At 37.1% G+C, this 19,498-nt stretch carries 20 protein-coding genes; 18 read left to right on the plus strand and 2 right to left on the minus strand.

From position 1 onward, the window contains the following. The first annotated feature begins 69 nt into the window (after window positions 1-69). The gene (locus tag PRVXH_RS02865; RefSeq protein ID WP_353893810.1) at window positions 70-918 is read left to right on the plus strand and encodes a DegV family protein; all 849 of its coding nucleotides are present in this window, start codon (window positions 70-72) and stop codon (window positions 916-918) included. Between the two features lie 143 nt (window positions 919-1,061). Here the strand turns inward: PRVXH_RS02865 and PRVXH_RS02870 are convergent, their stop codons facing one another. Then, on the minus strand, window positions 1,062-1,811 hold the full coding sequence (locus PRVXH_RS02870; protein WP_353893811.1) for an ATP-binding protein: 750 nt from the start codon (window positions 1,809-1,811) through the stop codon (window positions 1,062-1,064). Window positions 1,812-1,954: 143 nt separating this feature from the next. Here PRVXH_RS02870 and PRVXH_RS02875 point away from each other — a divergent pair, with 143 nt between their 5' ends. The 11 genes from PRVXH_RS02875 to PRVXH_RS02925 all read left to right on the plus strand — a co-directional run bounded on the left by PRVXH_RS02875 (window position 1,955) and on the right by PRVXH_RS02925 (window position 12,881). Beyond that, a complete protein-coding gene (locus PRVXH_RS02875; protein ID WP_353893812.1) occupies window positions 1,955-2,593 on the plus strand; it encodes a 4Fe-4S binding protein in 639 nt (212 codons plus the stop codon). A 135-nt stretch (window positions 2,594-2,728) separates the two neighbouring features. Beyond that, window positions 2,729-3,973 carry a stage II sporulation protein P gene (gene spoIIP / locus PRVXH_RS02880; RefSeq protein ID WP_353893813.1) on the plus strand — a complete coding sequence of 415 codons (1,245 nt, stop codon included), beginning with the start codon at window positions 2,729-2,731 and terminating at the stop codon, window positions 3,971-3,973. 126 nt (window positions 3,974-4,099) lie between these two features. Beyond that, on the plus strand, window positions 4,100-4,849 hold the full coding sequence (locus PRVXH_RS02885; RefSeq protein ID WP_353893814.1) for a phosphatase: 750 nt from the start codon (window positions 4,100-4,102) through the stop codon (window positions 4,847-4,849). Between the two features lie 28 nt (window positions 4,850-4,877). Next, on the plus strand, window positions 4,878-5,825 hold the full coding sequence (locus PRVXH_RS02890) for an ROK family glucokinase (RefSeq protein WP_353893815.1): 948 nt from the start codon (window positions 4,878-4,880) through the stop codon (window positions 5,823-5,825). A gap of 45 nt (window positions 5,826-5,870) precedes the next feature. Beyond that, the gene (locus PRVXH_RS02895) at window positions 5,871-7,199 is read left to right on the plus strand and encodes a glutamate-cysteine ligase family protein (RefSeq protein WP_353893816.1); all 1,329 of its coding nucleotides are present in this window, start codon (window positions 5,871-5,873) and stop codon (window positions 7,197-7,199) included. Window positions 7,200-7,280: 81 nt separating this feature from the next. After that, window positions 7,281-8,606, plus strand: coding sequence for a glutathionylspermidine synthase family protein (locus PRVXH_RS02900; RefSeq protein WP_353893817.1), 1,326 nt, complete (start codon window positions 7,281-7,283; stop codon window positions 8,604-8,606). A gap of 26 nt (window positions 8,607-8,632) precedes the next feature. Beyond that, window positions 8,633-9,364, plus strand: a complete 732-nt coding sequence (locus tag PRVXH_RS02905) for a PHP domain-containing protein (RefSeq protein ID WP_353893818.1) — start codon at window positions 8,633-8,635, stop codon at window positions 9,362-9,364. Window position 9,365: 1 nt separating this feature from the next. Then, window positions 9,366-10,226 carry an RNase adapter RapZ gene (gene rapZ, locus PRVXH_RS02910; protein WP_353893819.1) on the plus strand — a complete coding sequence of 287 codons (861 nt, stop codon included), beginning with the start codon at window positions 9,366-9,368 and terminating at the stop codon, window positions 10,224-10,226. Between the two features lie 15 nt (window positions 10,227-10,241). After that, window positions 10,242-11,591 (plus strand): gluconeogenesis factor YvcK family protein, encoded by a 1,350-nt coding sequence (locus PRVXH_RS02915; protein WP_353893820.1) that lies wholly within the window; start codon window positions 10,242-10,244, stop codon window positions 11,589-11,591. Between the two features lie 60 nt (window positions 11,592-11,651). Continuing rightward, on the plus strand, window positions 11,652-12,605 hold the full coding sequence (whiA, locus tag PRVXH_RS02920; RefSeq protein WP_353893821.1) for a DNA-binding protein WhiA: 954 nt from the start codon (window positions 11,652-11,654) through the stop codon (window positions 12,603-12,605). Window positions 12,606-12,620: 15 nt separating this feature from the next. Further along, window positions 12,621-12,881: an HPr family phosphocarrier protein gene (locus tag PRVXH_RS02925; RefSeq protein WP_353893822.1), complete on the plus strand. Its 261-nt coding sequence runs from the start codon at window positions 12,621-12,623 to the stop codon at window positions 12,879-12,881. A 32-nt stretch (window positions 12,882-12,913) separates the two neighbouring features. Here PRVXH_RS02925 and rpmE read toward each other — a convergent pair whose 3' ends face one another. Then, window positions 12,914-13,117, minus strand: coding sequence for a 50S ribosomal protein L31 (gene rpmE / locus PRVXH_RS02930; protein ID WP_353893823.1), 204 nt, complete (start codon window positions 13,115-13,117; stop codon window positions 12,914-12,916). Between the two features lie 238 nt (window positions 13,118-13,355). Here rpmE and rpoN point away from each other — a divergent pair, with 238 nt between their 5' ends. From rpoN to tpiA, 6 genes are all read left to right on the plus strand, one after another. After that, entirely contained in the window at window positions 13,356-14,756 is a 1,401-nt protein-coding gene (gene rpoN, locus PRVXH_RS02935; protein ID WP_353893824.1) for an RNA polymerase factor sigma-54, read from the plus strand. Window positions 14,757-14,781: 25 nt separating this feature from the next. After that, window positions 14,782-15,279, plus strand: coding sequence for an HD domain-containing protein (locus PRVXH_RS02940; protein ID WP_353893825.1), 498 nt, complete (start codon window positions 14,782-14,784; stop codon window positions 15,277-15,279). A 125-nt stretch (window positions 15,280-15,404) separates the two neighbouring features. Continuing rightward, on the plus strand, window positions 15,405-16,415 hold the full coding sequence (locus PRVXH_RS02945) for a sugar-binding domain-containing protein (RefSeq protein WP_353893826.1): 1,011 nt from the start codon (window positions 15,405-15,407) through the stop codon (window positions 16,413-16,415). 50 nt (window positions 16,416-16,465) lie between these two features. Continuing rightward, window positions 16,466-17,470 carry a type I glyceraldehyde-3-phosphate dehydrogenase gene (gene gap, locus PRVXH_RS02950; RefSeq protein ID WP_353893827.1) on the plus strand — a complete coding sequence of 335 codons (1,005 nt, stop codon included), beginning with the start codon at window positions 16,466-16,468 and terminating at the stop codon, window positions 17,468-17,470. Window positions 17,471-17,531: 61 nt separating this feature from the next. Next, window positions 17,532-18,713, plus strand: coding sequence for a phosphoglycerate kinase (locus PRVXH_RS02955; RefSeq protein WP_353893828.1), 1,182 nt, complete (start codon window positions 17,532-17,534; stop codon window positions 18,711-18,713). Between the two features lie 20 nt (window positions 18,714-18,733). Continuing rightward, complete coding sequence (gene tpiA, locus PRVXH_RS02960) at window positions 18,734-19,486, plus strand: triose-phosphate isomerase (RefSeq protein WP_353893829.1); 753 nt, start codon at window positions 18,734-18,736, stop codon at window positions 19,484-19,486. Window positions 19,487-19,498 lie beyond the last annotated feature (12 nt).

Raw genomic sequence — 19,498 nt, forward strand, 5'->3', positions numbered from 1 at the left:
CACTTTACTTGAGAAGTTTCAGTCTTATATTATAGATAATTATTTTTTATAAAGGAGTGCGTAAGTAAGATGAAAATTAAGTTTGTAGTAGATAGCACATGTGATATACCTGAAGAACTTGTAAAAAAACATGATATCAGTGTCATACCATTGGAAATAAACTGGGAAAATGAGACGTATAAAGATGGGGTGGATCTTAGCAAGGAGCAGTTTATGCGAAAGTTAGAAGAAAGTGATACAATACCAAAAACTTCCCAGCCATCTGTTGGTCAGTTTGCAAAAGTTTACGAAGAAGCCTTTGCTGACGGATACGATAAGATTATATCTATTCATATAACTGCAGGGTTCAGCGGTACATTTCAAGGAGCAGAAGCTGCAGCAGAAATGGTTAATTCTAAAAATATAGCAGTAATAGATTCCTATACTACAACCATGGGCGCGGGATGGTTGGTTTTGGAAGCTATAAAACTTGTGGAAAACGGAGCCAGCTTTGAAGAAGTTGTGGAAAAAATAAAAGTAAAAAGAGAAAACTCTAAGGTAATAATTTATTTAGATACTTTAGAGTATGCCATCAAGGGTGGCAGAATTAGCAAGCTTAAGGGGATAGTGGGTTCCTTCTTTAATATAAAGCCGATAATATACTTCGAAAATAAAATGGTGAAGGAGTATTCAAAATCAAGGGGTAAAAACAAGGCACTTCAGTCCATGGTTAACTGTATGTCTGACTTATTTTCCATCGATGAAAACAAAGAAGTTAAAGTGGCGATGGCATATGGGGCTGATCGGATTGACGCTGAAAAGATAATGGAACAGATAAAGGAAAAATACAATGTTACTGAATCAATGATATACCAAATGGGTAGTGCAGTTGCAGTTCACGGTGGTCCAGGACTATTAGCAATGTCGGTCTCCTGGTAATTATACAAAAATAGGAAATTGCTGTATACAAGTAAAGAGGCTGTCTCAAAACAGGAATATGTTTTCCTGTTAGAGACAGCCTCTTTTATTTTCCGCAAAGTAAGCCCCACACCTTGCCGAGCATTCAACTAGTTTCCGCTTACCTAAAATCGTGGGGGAAGCCAAAATTCACCGATGTCAATTGTTTTGGCGCCTTTTAAAAACTGGGTGCGAATTTTTGGATACTTTTTACTTAACTCGTTGACAAGTTCTTTGATTTCCTCCCTTTTGGTATTTTTATCAGCGGGGCAAGGATTGTGTATAACGGGTATGTTTTTGGCGTTAATAATATTTTTAATAGATTTTTCCTCAACTGCCAAAAGTGGTCTAATAACTGTAATGTCTTTACGATCTAGATATGTCTTAGGTTTGAAAATTGCCATTTTACTATTATAGAGAAGGTTCATAAAAAAGGTTTCGATGCCATCATCTAAGTGATGCCCCAAAGCTACTTTGTTGCAACCATAATCTTTAGCTATATTATTTAATGCTCCTCGCCTTAGGTTTGCACATAACGAGCATGGGTTCTTTTCCTGCCTGATATCAAAGATGATTTTGGCGATGTCCGTAGGCTCCACTATTAGATCATATTCTAGTTCACTTACAAATTTCTTAAGTGGTACTAAATCAACCTCAGCATCAAATCCCATATCTAACGTGATTGGTACTAGCTCAAAATCAAAAGGAAACTGCTTTTTTAGCACTGTTAGGATATAAAACAATGTGGAGCTGTCTTTACCGCCAGACAGGCCAACTGCTATCTTATCGTTTGGTTCGATAAGGTTATACTCCTCCACCCACTTTCTAGTGGGCGTTAAAAAATGCTTGTCGGATTTTTTTACTGATAAGTCCATATATAAACTCTCCCTTATGCTATACATTTTAGTGCTGCTTCTATTATAAACATATTATACCAATGATAAAAGGTAAAATTATGGGTTGACATATATACCCCAAGGGGGTATTATGGTAAGAGAAAAAAGAGGAGGGACACATGATGAAATTTAATAAGAGGGTTATAAGTCAGATAACGGGGATAATATTTACTGTGTTTTTAATTTCGCTTGGAATTTACAATTTTAATTTTATTCTTGTTGCTATGGGTACTTTGGTAGCTATTTTCTACGGGAGGTTCTTCTGTGGGTGGTTTTGTCCAATGGGGACTTTCGCAGAAAGGGTTCTATCAAAGATATCAAAAAATAGAAAGCCGCCAAAGTTTATGCAGCAGAAATGGTTTCCTTATGTGTTTTTGGTTATATTCTTATCATATTTAGCGGTTCTTATGTTTAGCGGTGTTCCTTATGGGGTTTTAATTATGATGGGGACGGTTGCTTTAACCTCTATAGTTTTAGCAGCGTTGTATCGGCCTAGAACCTGGTGTGAGTTTTTCTGTCCATGGGGAACTATTATGAGTCTGGTTAGTTTTAAAAGTGGTAAAAAAATATCAATAGATGATAGATGTAAAGGTTGTAAGCTTTGTGTTAAAAGCTGTAATATACCTAACCAGCTTTCTAAGTCTATTGATGAAAGAAAAAAATCAGATGGTGGCACTGTTGAGCTAAGTGATAGGTGCATTAAATGTACAGAATGTATAACAGCATGCCCTCATAACGCTATAGGATTTGATAAAAAGTAGGATTAGAATCCATAAAGGAGCTGTCTTTGCAGGAAAAATATCCCTGTAAAGACAGCTCCTTTACGTGCTTTGTTATAAATAATTATCATGCTGCTAGGGAAAAATAAAGAAAATTAAAGGGGGCGATAATAAAATATGCAAAAATCAAAGATGTTCTTTCTAGCCTTGGCTATAGTCTTTAGCTTTACTTTTTCACTACCTGCTATGGCTGAAGTAGAGACTGAAGATGGAAGTTACTATACTCTTTTTGATGATGATGGGAATGTATTATTAAAAACGGGCATTGTTATACAAGAAGGGGATAAATTTGTCGATCAGCAGAACGTTACTTATGAAGTATATAAGGTGGATGAAAGCCAGAAAAGGGCATGGGCTAAGAAAAAAGAGGATCAACAAAACCCTTTAGAGCAAGAGGAAGGGGAAGAACCCGAGCAAAATGAAGCAGAGGCCCACAGCGAAATAGAAGCTGTGGGTCAATTTGCTCAAATTGAGGAAGCGGATCAAAGAAGGATAGGCTTATACTATACCCATAGCGGTGAAAGTTTTATCCCCACAGAAGGTTATGCACAAACTGATCAGAGAAGAGGAGGCATCTATGAGGTAGGTGCAGTGCTCGCTGAAACACTTGAGGAGCTAGAAGTGGAGGTGCTAAATGACCAGACAACCCACTTTCCATACTCAGGTTCTTACAGAAGATCTAGAAGAACTGCTTCTGCACTTTTAGAAAATGATTTAGATGCAATATTTGATGTTCATAGGGATGCCGCACCTTGGGATGGTTATTATACCGAGATAGATGGCGAGCCAGTAACTCAGGTTCTTATAGTAGTTGGAACTCAAAACCCTACATATAGGGCTAATGAGGGCTTTGCTTGGTGGTTAAAAGCGGTGGCTGATGAGCAAAATCCGGGGCTTATGAAGGGAATTTTCTATGCTAGAGGCGATTACAACCAAGACTTACATCCACGCTCTTTGCTTTTAGAGATTGGTGGCCACCAAAACAGTAGAGAGCATGCTGAGGAGGGGGCTAGACTGTTTGCTCCAGCCATTGTTGAAACATTATACGGTGACCCTGAAAAAGCAGAGGAAGAAAAAGCTAAAATCGAAAAAGAAGCAAAAACAAAACCTCAAGATGAAGAAGACGATGAGCTAGATCCTAAGGTGATGTCCACAATAGATAGGGGTGGGCCAGGAGGTATAGGTGGTATTTGGCAGGCAATTTTAAGTCTTTTTTTGTTGGCTTTTGTGGGCGGAGCAATCTATTTATTTATAAGCGTCGGGGATACTAGGGAGATAAAAAGAAAGTTAAGAAAGTTTTTTAAAAAGGAGTTTGCAAACCAAATTAAAAGACATGATGACGATGAAGAGAAAGATAAATAATTTGACAGTTTTTCCTGTACTGTATATTATTAAATTAATGCTTCAGTAAAGGAAAACACTATATTCGCCACTGTAAAAAAATGCAGTGGCTCTGTTATACATTAAGTAAGAAAGGTGGTCTAAAAAATGAAGTTTAAAATGGATCTTCACACTCACACTATTAGTAGTGGTCATGCCTATAGCACGTTAATGGAAATGGTTAAAGCAGCAAGCGACAAAGGTTTGGAAGTTATTGCTATAACAGATCATGGGCCCGCTATGCCGGGAGGGCCTCACCCTTATTACTTTGGGAATATGAGGACGGTGCCAGCAGAAATGTTTGGTGTTGAAGTTTTAAGGGGTGTTGAGTGTAATATAATTGATGAGCTAGGGAATGTGGACTTAATTGAAAGGTTTAGAAAACATCTAGATATTATAATTGGTGGTTTCCACACTGATTGCTTTAATGGTGGAGATATGGACCACAACACTGATGTAGCTATAAAAGCTATGGAAAAAGGAGTTTTTGATATTTTAGTTCACCCTGGTAATCCCGAATTTCCTATAGATAGTGATAAGATAGTTAAAGCTGCAAAAGAAAATAATGTCCTAATAGAGATCAACAATAGCTCATTAAAAGATGATGGAAGTCGGAAAGGGAGCTTAGAAAATTGTTATAAAATTGCAAAGTCTATAGCAAAGCATAATTGGAAGGTATCCCTAGGAAGCGATGCACATATATCTACCGATGTAGGTGTTTTTTCAAAAGCTGCTAAATTGATTAGCGATGCCGGCATTAAAGAAGAACAAATAATCAATACCGATGTTGATAAATTTAAAGAGTTTTTAGCACAAAAAAACAGAACTAGATATACTAAGGATACACCTGAAGTGTAGTAAATAGACTATAGGGAGGAAGAGGAGTTTGGCAACAAAAAAAAGTATAGGGATAGACTTAGGAGGCACTAATATTGCCTGCGCTTTAGTTGAAGACGGAAAATTATTACATAAAGTCTCAATACCGACAAGGGCAAAAGAAGGAAAAGAGTATGTATTTAATGCTATCTTTGAAGCGATAGAATCTATCTTAGCACAAACCAATACAAGCAAAGAAGAAGTTGAAGGTATAGGGATAGGGGTACCCGGCCTTGTTGACATTGACAGAGGTGTGGTTAAATTGGCTCCAAACCTATTTTGGGAGCACGTACCGGTAAAAGAGATAATCGAAAAAAAGTTTAAGCTTCCGGTCGCGGTTGATAACGATGCTAATGCTGCCGCATTAGGTGAAGTTTTAAATGGAGCAGGCAAAGGAAATAATGACGTGGTTTGTATCACAATCGGCACAGGTATTGGCTCGGGGTTAATAATAAATGGGAAAATACACCATGGACTAAATGGAGGAGCGGGAGAGTTTGGACATGTTACCGTTAAAGAAGATGGTCCCTTATGCAACTGTGGGAATCAGGGATGCTTAGAAACTCTTACCTCTGCTACAGCCATTGCAAATGAAGGCATGAAAATACTAAAAGCAAGCAAAACTAGCATATTAGCTCAGTTTGTCACCGAAGGTCAACCTCTAGGAGCTAAAGAGGTTTTTTTAGCTGCTGAAAAGGGAGATAAAGAGTGTAAAGAAGTTATCGAACAAGCTTGTAAAAGTTTAGGCATGGCCCTTGCAAATGTAGTTAACCTTTTAAACCCTCAGCAGATTATTGTTGGTGGCGGGGTATCTCATGCTGGGGATGCACTCTTTAGGCCTTTAACTAAATGGATTAATCATTATAGCTTAGATATATTAAACAAAGATCTTTCTGTAGATCCAGCTCAACTTGGTAATGACGCCGGGATTGTTGGAGCAGCAGGATTAATTAACTAAAAGGCGGCGCCAGGCCGCCTTTTTTAAACCATGGGAGTGATAAAGTTGGATATCAAAATGCAACAAGATCGATTTATGGACGTGCTAAAAAAAGGTGAAAGTTCTTGCCAACAAATAGGGATAGAACTAGAGCATATCGTAGTGGATAATAACTTTAACACAGTCAACTACTATCAACAAAACGGTATACAGGACATACTTAAGCAGTTGCTGCCACTAGGATATAACGGTGACTATTATGAAGAATACTTAGTGGGGCTGACAAAAGATAACTTTACCATCACTTTAGAGCCAGGTGGACAGTTAGAAATCAGTATTAGACAAAGTAATAGTTTAACTGAAATAAAAGGAACGTATCTTCAATTTATTACTGACATATCACCTATCCTGGCGGAAAACAACCAACACTTATTGGCTATAGGATACCAACCAAAAACTTCAATTGCAGACATTCCTTTTAATCCCAAACCAAGATATGAGCAGATGGCGAATTATTTTTTGAAAAAAGGAACAATGGCTCACAACATGATGAAGGGTACCGCTGCAATACAGGTTAGTATAGACTACACATGTGAATCAGATTTTATAAAAAAACTTAAAGTAGCTAACTTTTTGACGCCTTTATTTGCCATCCTGACCGATAACTCACCGTGCTTTGAAGGTAACAGGTACAAAATGCATAGCGTTAGAACAGAAATCTGGCAAAATACCGACAATGATAGAAGTGGTATAATTCCTTTTAAAAAGGGAGAAGTATTTGGATACCAGGCTTATGCAAATTACCTTTTAAACGTACCTCCAATCTGTGTTTTGCAAAATGGAGATCTAAACTTTTATGATGGTAAAAAGACAAAGGAAATACTAGACCCTAAGACTTACACTGAAGAAGAGGTAGAACACATCATGGGGATGGTATTCCCTGATAATAGGGCTAAGAAATACATTGAGATAAGGTCTGCAGATTCTATACCTTATCCGCTAAGTTTTGGATTTGCTGCCTTCATTAAGGGTATTTTTTATAACCAGGATGCTGTTGAATATTTTTGGGATTTAGCTAAGCCGGTATGCAGCGAAGATATCGAAAAAACTAAGGCTGAGCTTAAGTGGAAGGGTTATAATGCCAAAATTGTTGGAACAAGTTTAGGTCAGTTAGCTGAAAAAGCATACAGATATGCTTTAGATGGTTTAGATAAAGAAGAAATCCAGTATTTAAACTCCATGAAAATGATGATAGATAAAAGGCAAAACCCTAAGATGTTTATGGAACAGTTTTTAGATAAGCATGGCCAAGCAGCTTTTAAGAGCTGCGCTGTTACGCCAGAAACTTTTCACAAAGATGTACTTGAAAATATAGGTCTATGCTGTAACGACTAGGTGATAATGCTTTTCCAAAGAAATTAAAAGGTGGTGAAAACCTTTGCCATGTAACTTTTTTAAAGCATGGTGACGGGAAAAATGGTATATACAAAAGCAGTTAAGGAATTTCAAAATATAATAGAAAAAAATAGAGATGACTATATAAAAGAGTACCAACATCTGAAATCTCAGGTTGCTGAATCTCCAGCTATTTATAAAGGGGAACCTATCGATTTTTTGTATCACCCACTATATTTATCTGATGAGGATTTAGAACAGTTTAAGAGCTTAACTGATAGTCTTTTTGGCATCTTATCAAAAGTTATTGATAGGTATTTAAAGGATGAAAATTTTAGAAAGCACTTTCCCTTTGAACCTACCTTAGAAACTCTCATTTTAAAAGACCCAGGGTACAGTGTAAATGTCCCTATGGCTCGTATTGATGTATTTTATCACGGTGCAGGCAAGTTTCAGTTTTGCGAGTTAAATGCCGATGGGTCCTCTGCCATGGTCGAGGCAAGAGAGTTACAAAGAATAATTGGAGAAAGTAAAGCTGTACAAGAACATAAAAAAAGCCACAAGATTACATCTTTTGAATTATTCCAAAGTTGGTTTGATGCTTTACTTAAAAACTACAGAGAATTTTCAACCTCTGAAAAATTACCCAATATAGCCATTATTGACTACATTGAAGGTGATACACCTCTAGAATTTATTGAGTTTAAAAAAAACTTCGAAAAAAACCGGTGTCCAACTGTTATAGCTGATGTAAGAGAGCTAGAATATAGAGATGGAGTGTTATACCATAAAGATTTCCCTATCGACTGTGTTTATAGAAGAGCAGTAACTTGGGAGATAATAGAAAATGAAGAGAAATCCAAAGCCTTCATAGATGCATACCTTGACGGTAATGTATGCGTGGTTGGGCCGCTGCGATCACAAATCATTCACAACAAAGTGATATTTGCTGTTTTGCATAATGAAGAAATCACGTCATTTCTTACAGCGCAAGAAAGAACCTTTATTAAAAAGCATATACCCTACACCGCACATTTTAACGTTGAGGATTCCGCTCTTGTAGATAAAGTTAGAAACCAAAAAGACCTTTATGTGCTAAAGCCAATGGATAAATATGCAGCCCTTGGTGTGTATATAGGGAAAGACTGCACTCAAGATGAATGGGAAGAAGTAATTAACACAGTAGCTGTAGAAGGTTACCTAGTGCAAAAGTTTTGTAACCTGCCTTCTAAAGAGCTAGCTTTTTTTAAAGAAGATGGACTAGATTATATTAACTTCAACTATATGGTGGGTTTGTTTTGTTATAACCAAAGTTTTGTAGGGCCATATACTAGATCAGGCAGGAAAAATTTGATAGGTGCTGTGGTCGAATCTTATATAGTTCCAAACTTTAGAATAAGTAATTAACAATAGAAGGGGTAAGAGATACTAAAATGCGTGTATATGCTGACTATCACACTCACACTTATTATAGTCATGCCAAGGGCAGCGTGGAGGAAAACGTTAAAAGTGCCATTAAGGCAAACTTAAAAGAAATAGGGATAGCTGAACATGGGCCTAAAACTTTGTTTGTAGGAGTTTCTGCTAAAAGGTTTGAAAAAATTTATCGAGAAATTGAGCTGCTCAGGGACAAATACCCTGAAATTAAGATACTTTTTAACATAGAAGCCAACCTTTTAGATTATGACGGAAATATAGATGTTCCACCATCAGTGCGCTCAAAGCTAGACATGCTACTTCTAGGGTTTCACCCTAACATTGTGCCCTCATCAAAGGGGTTTGGACTGGTTTTTAACAACCTCTTATCCAGAAAATTAGGTGTTAGAAAAGAAGAAACCCGCATGCTTAACACGAAAAGCTTGATCAACGCTATTAGGAAAAATAGCATTGACTTGATAACCCATCCAGGTCATAAAATTGATGTTGATACTAAGGAGCTAGCCAAGGCTTGTGCTCAAACTAATACCGCTCTTGAAATCAACTGTAAGCATGGATTGAAAGTAAAGGATTTTGTTGATATAGCAAAAACAGAGGGTGTTAAATTTATTTTAAGCACTGATGCTCATCATCCTAAAGAAGTTGGTGAATTTTCCAAAGGAATTAAGATAGTAAATCAGTTAAATATACCAAATGAAATGATTTTGAATGTGGAAGGAGGAAATTAGCATGAAATTTGTAATAATTACAGGAATGTCTGGAGCAGGTAAAACATTAGCACTACGCAGCTTTGAGGATATGGGATATTTTTGCATAGATAATTTACCACCTAAGCTGATTCCAAAATTTGCAGAAATATGTAAGGAAACTGATGGTGAGATTGAGAAAGTAGCGATAGTTGTAGATATCAGGGGAGGGAAGTTTTTTTCCGGTATTTCTAAGGTATTGGAAGATACAAAACTTAATCCCACTATAGTTTATTTAGAAGCAACAGATGATGTTTTGATTAGACGTTTTAAAGAAACCCGCAGAACACACCCGTTAGCCCCTGGTGGCGGTCGTCCTATAGAGGGAATCGCCAAGGAGAGAGAGCAGTTAGCACTGCTGCGTGAAGCAGCAAATCATATTGTGGATACTTCGGAATTTACTGGCCATCAATTGAGTAAAGCTATAAAAGAGAAGTTTCAAAAAGGCTATCCATCTTTTACCGTTAACGTAATGTCATTTGGCTTTCGGTATGGGATTCCCCATGATGCAGACTTAGTTTTTGATGTCAGGTTTTTGCCTAACCCACATTATATTCAAGACTTACAGCCCAAAACAGGTGATGATAAAGAAGTTCAACAGTATGTTATGAAGCACAAAGTGGCACAAGATTTTCTAAAAAAGCTAGAAGATATGGTGAATTTTTTACTGCCTTTATATAAAGATGAGGGTAAGGCTCAAGTTATGATAGCTATTGGGTGTACCGGAGGAAAGCATAGGTCTGTGACTTTGGCTAATATTTTAGCAGAAAAATTTGAAGAAAATGAGAATGTAAATCTGTTACATAGGGATGTTACTAAAGGAAGGGAGAAAGTTGAAAGGTAAATTAGGGGGGATAAAATGGGGCGTTTTAGTAAATGGTTTTACCCAGGTTTGTCGGTAAAAAGGTGGGTAATTGTTTTATCGATTTCTATATTGGGTTTGTCTGCAGGAGTAGCTTTAATCGCTGTTGCTGTGGAGCAACTACAGGATAGAACGAGAAGTTTAGCTTCACAGTTTCTAAATTTTTTAGGGGACTATGCTCTGGTTTTAGCTGGACTAGTCATTATATTTAGTTTGGTTGTAATGGTAATTTCTATAGTAAAAATTAACCGTAATATAACTGGGGTGTTTACCGGCAAGCAAAAAAAGATTGTTGATACTATGTACACCAAGGCTCAGCTTTCAAGAGGACCGAATATTGTTGTCTTCGGTGGTGGGACTGGGCTGTCTATGCTTTTAAGAGGGTTAAAGAAGTACTCCACAAATATAACAGCGGTTGTAACTGTTGCTGATGATGGGGGGAGCTCTGGTAAGATACGTGGCGACATGGGTGTTTTGCCCCCAGGAGATATCCGCAACTGTTTAGTTGCACTAGCAGATACCGAGAGTTATTTAGAAATTATCATACAACATCGATTTACAATAGATGAGCTAAAGGAACATAACTTAGGGAATCTTATTTTAGCCTCTTTAGCTCAGAAGATAGGATTTGTTAATGCTATAAAAGAGTTGGGCAAAGTATTAGCGGTAAGAGGCAGGGTTTACCCAGCTACCTTAGAACCGACAATTTCTTTGCGAGCAAAATTTAAAGATGGCACGGAAGTGGTTGGCGAAACAAAAATAGCTCAGGAGAATAAACAGATAAAAAAGATTTCGATTATTCCCGATAAAGCAGAACCTTTGCCGGAGACTTTGCAGGCTATAGAGAATGCTGATGCAATAATCTTAGGCCCTGGCAGCTTATATACTAGTATTATTCCCCACTTTTTAGTGGATGGGATTTCTGACGCAATCAAAAATGCTAAAGCGCCAGTATATTACATTTGTAACGTAATGACCCAAAAAGGAGAAACGCTAAATTACACTGCGTCGGATCATATAAAAGCACTGGAAAACCATAGTGTTAAGAATATAGCTGATTATATCGTGCTAAATAACAAAAAAATATCAGATAAGCATGCTAAAATTTACAAAGAACTTGATAACGCAGAACCAGTTAAAATAGATGAAAAGAGGCTAAAAGAAAAAGGTGTAATTACCTTGCAAGAAGATCTTTTAGAAGATGATGAAATGCAGGTTCGCCATAGTTCTGCAAAATTAGCAAAATTTATTTTAGGGCACTTAATAAAGCAAGACTATAGAAATAAAAGCTTTATAGATCACTATTTGCTAGATAAAAAGTTAAATGAAGTAGAACAGAATAGGTAGCAGAACCCCCCGTTTTTTTGGTATAATACAATTAATTAAATTATAAAGGGGGACACTAAAATGTCTTTTGCATCCTCCGTAAAAAACGAACTTTGTAGAAATAATTATGAACAATGCTGCATTAAGGCAGAGCTAGCTGCCCTTTGTTTGATTAACGGTTCTGTTCAAATTAACTCAAAACAAGGTATCGTACTTCATGTATCCACCGAAAATGCCACTATTGCCAAAAGAATGTTCAACCTTATAAAAAGTGCTTTTGGTATTTCCGGACAGATTTTTGTAAAAAAGAAAAAAAAATTAAAAAAGAATAATAGCTATCTTGTGCAAGTTAGCGGCCAGGAAAACGTAGAAGATTTACTTAAGGAGTTATGCTTGCTAGAAAGTAACCGAGGTGTTAAAGACAGAATTCACGAGCAATTGTTGAAGAAAAGCTGCTGTAAAAGGGCGTTTTTGCGAGGAAGCTTTTTGGCATCTGGCTCGGTAAATAACCCAGAAACTTCTTCATATCATGCGGAAATATCCTTAAACTCAGAAAGCCAATGTGATTATTTAATAGAGTTATGTGCGCAATTTGGTCTTGAAGTAAAAAAAACATCAAGGAAAAAATATTTTCTCCTTTATATAAAAGATAGCGATATCATAGTAGACTTTTTAAATGTAATAGGGGCTCATAATGCGCTTTTGTCCTTTGAAAATACAAGGGTATACAAGGAAATGCGTAATAACGTTAATAGGGTTGTTAACTGCGAAACTGCAAACCTTAACAAAACAGTGGACGCTGCTCAAAAACAGATAGAAAACATTAATCTTATTGATAGATATATAGGTTTAGACAATATACCGCAGCAATTACAAGAAGTTGCGTATATGAGACTTAAAGACTCATCTTTAAGTCTTAAAGAAATCGGTGAGGGAATAAATCCACCCGTTGGCAAATCAGGCATCAATCACCGGTTTAAAAAGATAGAAAAAATAGCCAACTCTATCCGAGCTAAAAGCAAGCCCAAGAATTAAAAAGGAGCGATAAAATTGGTTGAAAAGAAAAGTAAAGTGAATCTAAAGACAGGTTTACATGCTAGACCTGCTGCTTTGTTTGTACAACAAGCAAGTAAGTTTGCCAGCGACATTAAGCTTATAAAGGAAGACATAGATGTAAATGCAAAAAGTATTATGGGTATAATGGCGATGGCTTTAAGTAAGGGGAGCGAAGTTACTATTTGTGCAGAAGGTCCAGATGAAAAAGAAGCGGTTGAAGCGCTTATTGAATTACTAGAAAAGGAAACCATATAAAAAACTCCCTTAAGGGAGTTTTTTATATGGTTTTACTTCTCTCTTTTATACTTTCTTTGGAATAACTCAATACGACCAGCACTATCAACTACTTTTTTAACACCTGTGTAGAAAGGATGGCAACTAGAGCAAATTTCCACCTTTAGATTTTGTCTTGTGGAACCTGTTTCAATACTATTGCCACAGGCACATGAGATAGTAGTTTTTTGGTACTTTGGATGAATACCGCTTTTCATATTATCTCCCCCCAGAACTGATTTATCAAAATAGTATCACAATTTAGAAATAAAAACAATCACTTATAATAAATTGAATATGACTTACTACTGTATTTTATGTCAGTTTACGGTATAATGGTTATAGGACAACCTTTTTAAACATGGGGGAATATTTGGTTATTTTTAGAACTAGAGGAAAGAAGTCAAAGCTTAAAGAATATAGTAATATATAATAAAATTTGGGAGGGAGTACTTTATGAGATTAGACTTTGGTTTAGAGATGCAACAAGCGCAAAAGTTGATGATGACTCCCCAACTGCAGCAAGCTATCAATATCCTACAGATGTCTTCTATAGAATTAAATGAATTTATTTTAGAGGAAATGGAAAAAAACCCAGTACTTGAGGTTAACGATGAAGGTGAGCGTCAGCCTGAAGGGTTAAAAGAAGAAAACACAAAGGAAAAAGAAAAGGAAAAAGAAGAAGTAGATTGGGAAGAATACTTTGCCCATGACACTACATCTTATGAAAACAACCTTGCATATAGCAAGGATAATGAAAAGGATTCCTTTGAGACATATACAAGTAGTGAGCCTACGTTGTTAGATTATTTTGAAGAGCACCTTTTGTTTTATAAACTGACAGAGACAGAAAAAAAGATAGGTGAATATATAATCGGAAGCCTAAATGATAGCGGCTACTTAACAACGACAATTAAAGATATTTCCCGGAACCTATCAGTTGATTCTGAATCAGTTGTAAAAGTGCTAAATATTATCCAACAGCTAGAGCCTGGAATAGCTGCTCGGGATCTTAAAGAATCCTTACTGCTTCAAACTCTTTATAGACTTGACGCACCAGAGCTAACCAACGTTGTGATTGAAAACTATCTTGAGCTTGTTGCACAAATGAAAATTAAAAGACTTTCAGAGGTGTTAGAAGTATCCACGGCTCATTGCCAAAGAATAGTTGATTATATCAAAAGTCTAAATCCACGTCCGGGTCTGCTTTTTGCATCTATGAATGATAATAGATATATCCAACCAGATGCTACGGTACTTGATATTGAGGGGGACTATGTAGTACTAGTAAATGATAACCTAGTACCCTCGTTACAGATAAATGGTTATTATAAGTCCTTGCTAAGCAAGGGTTCAGGTAAGGAAAAAGAGTTTGTGAAAGGCTCTTTAAACGCAGCATCGTACTTAATTAAAGCTATTGAGCAAAGAAAGAACACTTTAAGAAATGTTGTGGAGTATATTGTAGAATACCAAAAGCCCTTTTTCCAAAACGGCATAAAATACTTAAAGCCTTTAAGACTAAAAGATGTTGCGGAAGAGCTAGAGATCCATGAATCTACAGTAAGTAGAGCCACTTCATCTAAATCTGTGGAGACACCCCGAGGTATTTTCCAGCTTAAGTACTTCTTTAATAACTCTTTAAGTGGTGGTATCGAGGGACAATCTACAGCAGGTATTAAACAACAAATTTTGGACATGATTAATAAAGAGGATCCCACCAAGCCGTTAAGCGATCAAAAAATTGCTGATACACTTAATACTAAAGGTATAGAGATTTCCCGTAGAACTGTTGCTAAATACAGAGTAGAAAACAAAATACCCTCATCATCAAAGCGCAAAAGATATGCAGCAAACTAGGGTCTCATCTTGAGGGGAGATATAAATGTTATATAGGGTAAAACAGTTTTTTAAAAGTTTTAACGCCAAAGTTAGTGAAAAGGAAATAAACTGGATAAGAAACAACCTTACAGCTTCTGAACAAAAGATATTTTTTAAGCTCCCTACCTATGAACAAAGGCATAGCATAGACGTGGCGCTTACCGTAAAGGAAAGAACAGGGCAGCTAGATGAAAGACAGGCTAAACTTCTTATAAGGGCTGCCCTGCTTCATGATGTGGGCAAAATTAATACCGGCTTAAATCCCATCACAAAATCAATATCAGTAATATTTGATATTTTTAATAAACAAAAAAAAGTTCCTAAAAAGCCTCGGTTTCTACAGGGTTATTATTTGCATCCCTACTTCTCAGTTGAGATCTTAAAAAATGAAGGCATACAGGACGAAGAGCTTTTATATCTGATTGGCAATCATCACAACAACACAGAAATTGAAAAGAATTATTTGTTAAAAGTTTTAATGGACAGTGACGGAGAAAATTAAATTTATCTATTGATTTAAAAACTCCGTCATGGTACTATTTAACTGTACAGGATATTTTTTTAAAACGTCTGGGACAAAAAAGGAACAACTAGGACACTAAGAGTCCCTCCAGGGAGGTTAACAGCTTGAAATCGATTATAGAAATCCAAAAAAAAATAGCCCCAGAATCTATAGATATAGTAAAAAAAAGACATAATATACTGAGAAGCATTAGTTACTTACAGCCCATAGGCAGACGAAATCTAGCGGCAAAGATTGGTGTTGGAGAACGAGTGCTACGCTCTGAAGTAAACAAGCTAAAAGATAGCAACTTGATTAAAATTGAAACAGCTGGCATGAGTCTCACTAAAAATGGCGAGACATTTCTAGAAGAAAGTGAAGATTATATCAAGGAGTTGTTAGGGTTAACCAACCTTGAAGACTTGCTAAAAGCTAGACTAAATATTGAAAAAGTAGTTGTTATTCCTGGAGATAGCGATGAAAACCCTTTGGTGAAAGACGAAATAGGCAAAGGTGTAGCAACGGCTCTTTTAAAGCTATTAAAAGATGGAGACGTTATAGCGGTAACTGGTGGCTCGACGGTGGCAGCTATTGCAGACCAACTACCTAAAACCACAAAGGATGTTACTGTAGTTCCCAGCCGTGGTGCTTTAGGTGAGCAGGTGGAGATTCAAGCTAATACCATAGCAGCAGCATTAGCTAATAAATTAGGAGGCAGATATAAACTGTTGCATGCCCCTGATAATTTGAGCCAAAATGCGCTAAGCTCTATTATTGCAGATCCCAAGATTGCTTCAGTACTTGAGGCAATAAAAGGTTCTAATATACTAATTCACGGTATTGGGGAAGCAGGAGTTTTGGCCCAAAGAAGATCTACAGACCCTGAAATCTTAGATAAATTGGAAAAGAGTAACGCAGTTGCAGAGGCCTTTGGTTACTATTTTGATGCTAAGGGCAATATAGTTCATCAGGTAGAAAGTATAGGGCTTAAACTTACAGATTTACAACATATAAGTAAAGTGATTGCAGTAGCAGGAGGCAAAAGCAAAGCCAAGGCTATTGAAGCTGTGGCTATAAACCATAGACAGCATATCTTAGTAACTGATGAAGGTGCAGCTATGGAGATTTTAAATTAGTTATTAAGCCTTGAGGCTAAATATATAAAAAATAAGGAGGAGATTTAAAGATGACATTGAAAATTGGTATTAACGGTTTTGGAAGTATCGGAAGAAGGGTGCTAAGAATTGCCCATGGAAATCCTAACCTAGAAATTGTAGCAATCAACGATTTAACTGACGCGAAAACATTAGCGCATTTATTAAAGTATGACTCTACTTACGGAAGGTTTGAAGCAGAGGTTGAGGCTAAAGATAATTCTATAGTAGTTAACAACCATGAGATTGAGATTACTGATCACAAAAATCCAGCAGATATTCCCTGGAAAAAGCATGGTGTTGACATTGTAATTGAAGCTACAGGAATCTTTAGAAAAAAAGAAGATGCCCAAGCTCATATCGATGCTGGTGCTAAAAAAGTAATCATCACAGCACCTGCTAAAAACGAAGACATCACCATTGTAATGGGAGTTAATGAAAAAGATTATGACCCACAAAACCACCACATTGTATCAAATGCATCTTGCACAACTAACTGCCTTGCTCCATTTGCCAAAGTGCTAAACGATAACTTCGGCATTAAAAGAGGTCTTATGACCACAGTTCACTCCTACACTAATGACCAGCGCTTGCTAGATTTACCACATAGCGATTTAAGAAGAGCAAGAGCTGCTGCAGAATCTATCATCCCTACAACCACCGGAGCTGCTCAAGCGGTTTCACTTGTACTGCCAGAGCTTAAGGGTAAGTTTGATGGCTTTGCTATGCGAGTTCCAACATCTGCAGTTTCTGTTGTTGACATGACTGTTGAACTAGAGAAGGATGCTGATGTAGAAACTATCAACAGAGCTTTTAAGGATGCTTGTGATAATGAACTACAAGGGGTTATGGATTATACTGATGAGCCGCTTGTATCAAGTGACTATAAAGGCTCTCCATTCTCTTCTGTTATTGACGGGCTTTCAACTAAGGTTATGGAAAACAACATGGTTAAAGTACTAGCCTGGTATGATAACGAGTGGGGTTATTCAGCAAGAGTTGTTGACCTAGTGTTATACATGGGTAAATCTCTATAATATTAAAACTAAGGGTGGGGCTACGGCACCACCCTTATAATCTAACAAGGAGGCTAATGCCATGAACAAGCTTACATTGAAAGATGTTAACTTAAAAGGGAAAAAAGTTTTTGTACGCATGGATTTTAATGTTCCTTTAAACGATGGTAAGATAACCGACGAGACAAGAATTCAAGGGGCATTACCCACAATTCAATACCTAATGGAAAACGAAGCAAAGGTTATATTGGCATCTCACTTAGGTAGACCAAAAGGTCAAGTCAAAAAAGAGCTATCCTTAAAGGTTGTTGCAGATAGAATATCTGAACTTATAGGCAGAGAGGTTAAAATGGCTCCTGATGTAATAAGTGACAAAGTTACTGAAATGGCCAACTCTTTAGAAAATGGAGAGGTGATGCTGCTAGAAAATGTGCGCTTTTTACCTGGTGAGGAAAAAAACGACGCTCAGCTGTCCAAAGAATTTGCAGCCTTAGCGGATATCTTTGTTAATGACGCATTTGGAACTGCCCATAGAGCCCATGCAAGCACTGCTGGAATTGCTGATTACATACAAGCAGTAGCTGGGTTTTTAATTGAAAAAGAATTAAACATGCTAGGAGAAGCTGTAAATAACCCTAAGCGTCCGTTAGTTGCTATAATTGGCGGTGCTAAGGTAAGTGATAAAATCGGAGTTATAGAAAACTTGATAGAAAAAGTTGATACTTTAATCATAGGTGGTGGAATGGCTAATACCTTCCTATCTGCAAAAGGTTATGATATGGGTAACTCTTTGGTGGAAGAAGACAAGATTGAACTTGCTAAGGACTTGATGAAGCAAGCTACCGCAAAGAAAGTTGAAATAATGTTACCATCTGACCTTTTAGTAGCTGAGAAGTTTGACAATGAAGCGCCAAGTCAGATAGTTCCGTGTGATCAAGTGCCAAACGGATGGATGGCCGTGGATATTGGCACTAAGGCAGCAGAAGAATTTTCTCAAGTTATAACAAAAGCTCAGACAATTGTATGGAACGGTCCTATGGGAGTGTTTGAAATGGATAACTTTGCTAAAGGAACTTTTAGCGTTGCAAAAGCTTTAGCTAAGAGTGAAGGACTATCCATCGTTGGTGGAGGCGATTCAGCAGCTGCCGTGGAAAAAGCTGGATTAGCTAAGCAAATGGGTCATATCTCCACAGGTGGAGGAGCATCATTAGAGTTTTTAGAAGGAAAAACCTTGCCTGGTGTAGAAGCACTAACAGAAAAATAAAAGCCTAGGAGGTATGATTTATGACTAATAGAATCCCAATTTTAGCAGGTAACTGGAAGATGAATAAAACTGCCAGCGAAAGTGAAAAGTTTTTTGAGGAAGTAGCAGAAAAGCTGGATGTTGATGAGGTAGAAGCGGTTGTTTGTCCGCCATTTACTAGCTTGCAGGCGGCTAAAAGTTTGCTGAGCAACTCAAGTATAAAACTAGGAGCTCAGAATGTACATTTTGAAGAAAAAGGAGCTTATACAGGTGAGATTTCCCCTGATATGTTAAAGGATTTAGGGGTTGAGTACGTTATTGTAGGCCACTCAGAGCGTAGAGCTATGTTTGGGGAAAGTGACGAGATTGTAAATAAAAAAGTGTTAGCTGTGATAAATAGCAAAATGAAACCAATCCTTTGTGTAGGAGAAACTTTAGAAGAAAAGGAAGATAATAAAACCGAGGAAGTTTGCAAAACTCAGGTTGAAGAGGGTCTAAAAGGACTTACTAAAGCACAACTTGAAAATGTTGTAATAGCCTACGAACCTGTTTGGGCAATCGGTACAGGAAAATCTGCTACAAAAGAAGATGCCAACGAAACCATTGCTTTTATTAGAAATACTGTTAAAGAGTTTGCATCTAACGATGTAGCACAGCAAATTAGAATTCAATATGGAGGTAGTGTAAAGCCAGAAAATATTAGCGACTACATGGCGATGTCTGATATAGACGGCGCCCTTGTAGGTGGAGCTAGCTTGAAGGTGCCTTCTTTTGTCGATATTGTTAAGTTTTAGGAGGAAATAATT

Source organism: Proteinivorax hydrogeniformans (genome assembly GCF_040515995.1).
Lineage (GTDB): Bacteria > Bacillota > Proteinivoracia > Proteinivoracales > Proteinivoracaceae > Proteinivorax > Proteinivorax hydrogeniformans.

Excerpts from the sequence above, each read along its gene's own strand:
- rapZ (WP_353893819.1), top strand. The coding sequence starts at position 9,366 with ATGAAATTTGTAATAATTACAGGAATGTCTGGAGCAGGTAAAACATTA.
- PRVXH_RS02955 (WP_353893828.1), top strand. The coding sequence starts at position 17,532 with ATGAACAAGCTTACATTGAAAGATGTTAACTTAAAAGGGAAAAAAGTT.
- whiA (WP_353893821.1), top strand. The coding sequence starts at position 11,652 with ATGTCTTTTGCATCCTCCGTAAAAAACGAACTTTGTAGAAATAATTAT.
- rpoN (WP_353893824.1), top strand. The coding sequence starts at position 13,356 with ATGAGATTAGACTTTGGTTTAGAGATGCAACAAGCGCAAAAGTTGATG.
- rpmE (WP_353893823.1), bottom strand. The coding sequence starts at position 13,117 with ATGAAAAGCGGTATTCATCCAAAGTACCAAAAAACTACTATCTCATGT.
- tpiA (WP_353893829.1), top strand. The coding sequence starts at position 18,734 with ATGACTAATAGAATCCCAATTTTAGCAGGTAACTGGAAGATGAATAAA.
- PRVXH_RS02885 (WP_353893814.1), top strand. The coding sequence starts at position 4,100 with ATGAAGTTTAAAATGGATCTTCACACTCACACTATTAGTAGTGGTCAT.
- PRVXH_RS02915 (WP_353893820.1), top strand. The coding sequence starts at position 10,242 with ATGGGGCGTTTTAGTAAATGGTTTTACCCAGGTTTGTCGGTAAAAAGG.
- PRVXH_RS02905 (WP_353893818.1), top strand. The coding sequence starts at position 8,633 with ATGCGTGTATATGCTGACTATCACACTCACACTTATTATAGTCATGCC.
- spoIIP (WP_353893813.1), top strand. The coding sequence starts at position 2,729 with ATGCAAAAATCAAAGATGTTCTTTCTAGCCTTGGCTATAGTCTTTAGC.
- PRVXH_RS02940 (WP_353893825.1), top strand. The coding sequence starts at position 14,782 with ATGTTATATAGGGTAAAACAGTTTTTTAAAAGTTTTAACGCCAAAGTT.
- PRVXH_RS02900 (WP_353893817.1), top strand. The coding sequence starts at position 7,281 with ATGGTATATACAAAAGCAGTTAAGGAATTTCAAAATATAATAGAAAAA.
- PRVXH_RS02865 (WP_353893810.1), top strand. The coding sequence starts at position 70 with ATGAAAATTAAGTTTGTAGTAGATAGCACATGTGATATACCTGAAGAA.
- PRVXH_RS02875 (WP_353893812.1), top strand. The coding sequence starts at position 1,955 with ATGAAATTTAATAAGAGGGTTATAAGTCAGATAACGGGGATAATATTT.
- PRVXH_RS02870 (WP_353893811.1), bottom strand. The coding sequence starts at position 1,811 with ATGGACTTATCAGTAAAAAAATCCGACAAGCATTTTTTAACGCCCACT.
- gap (WP_353893827.1), top strand. The coding sequence starts at position 16,466 with ATGACATTGAAAATTGGTATTAACGGTTTTGGAAGTATCGGAAGAAGG.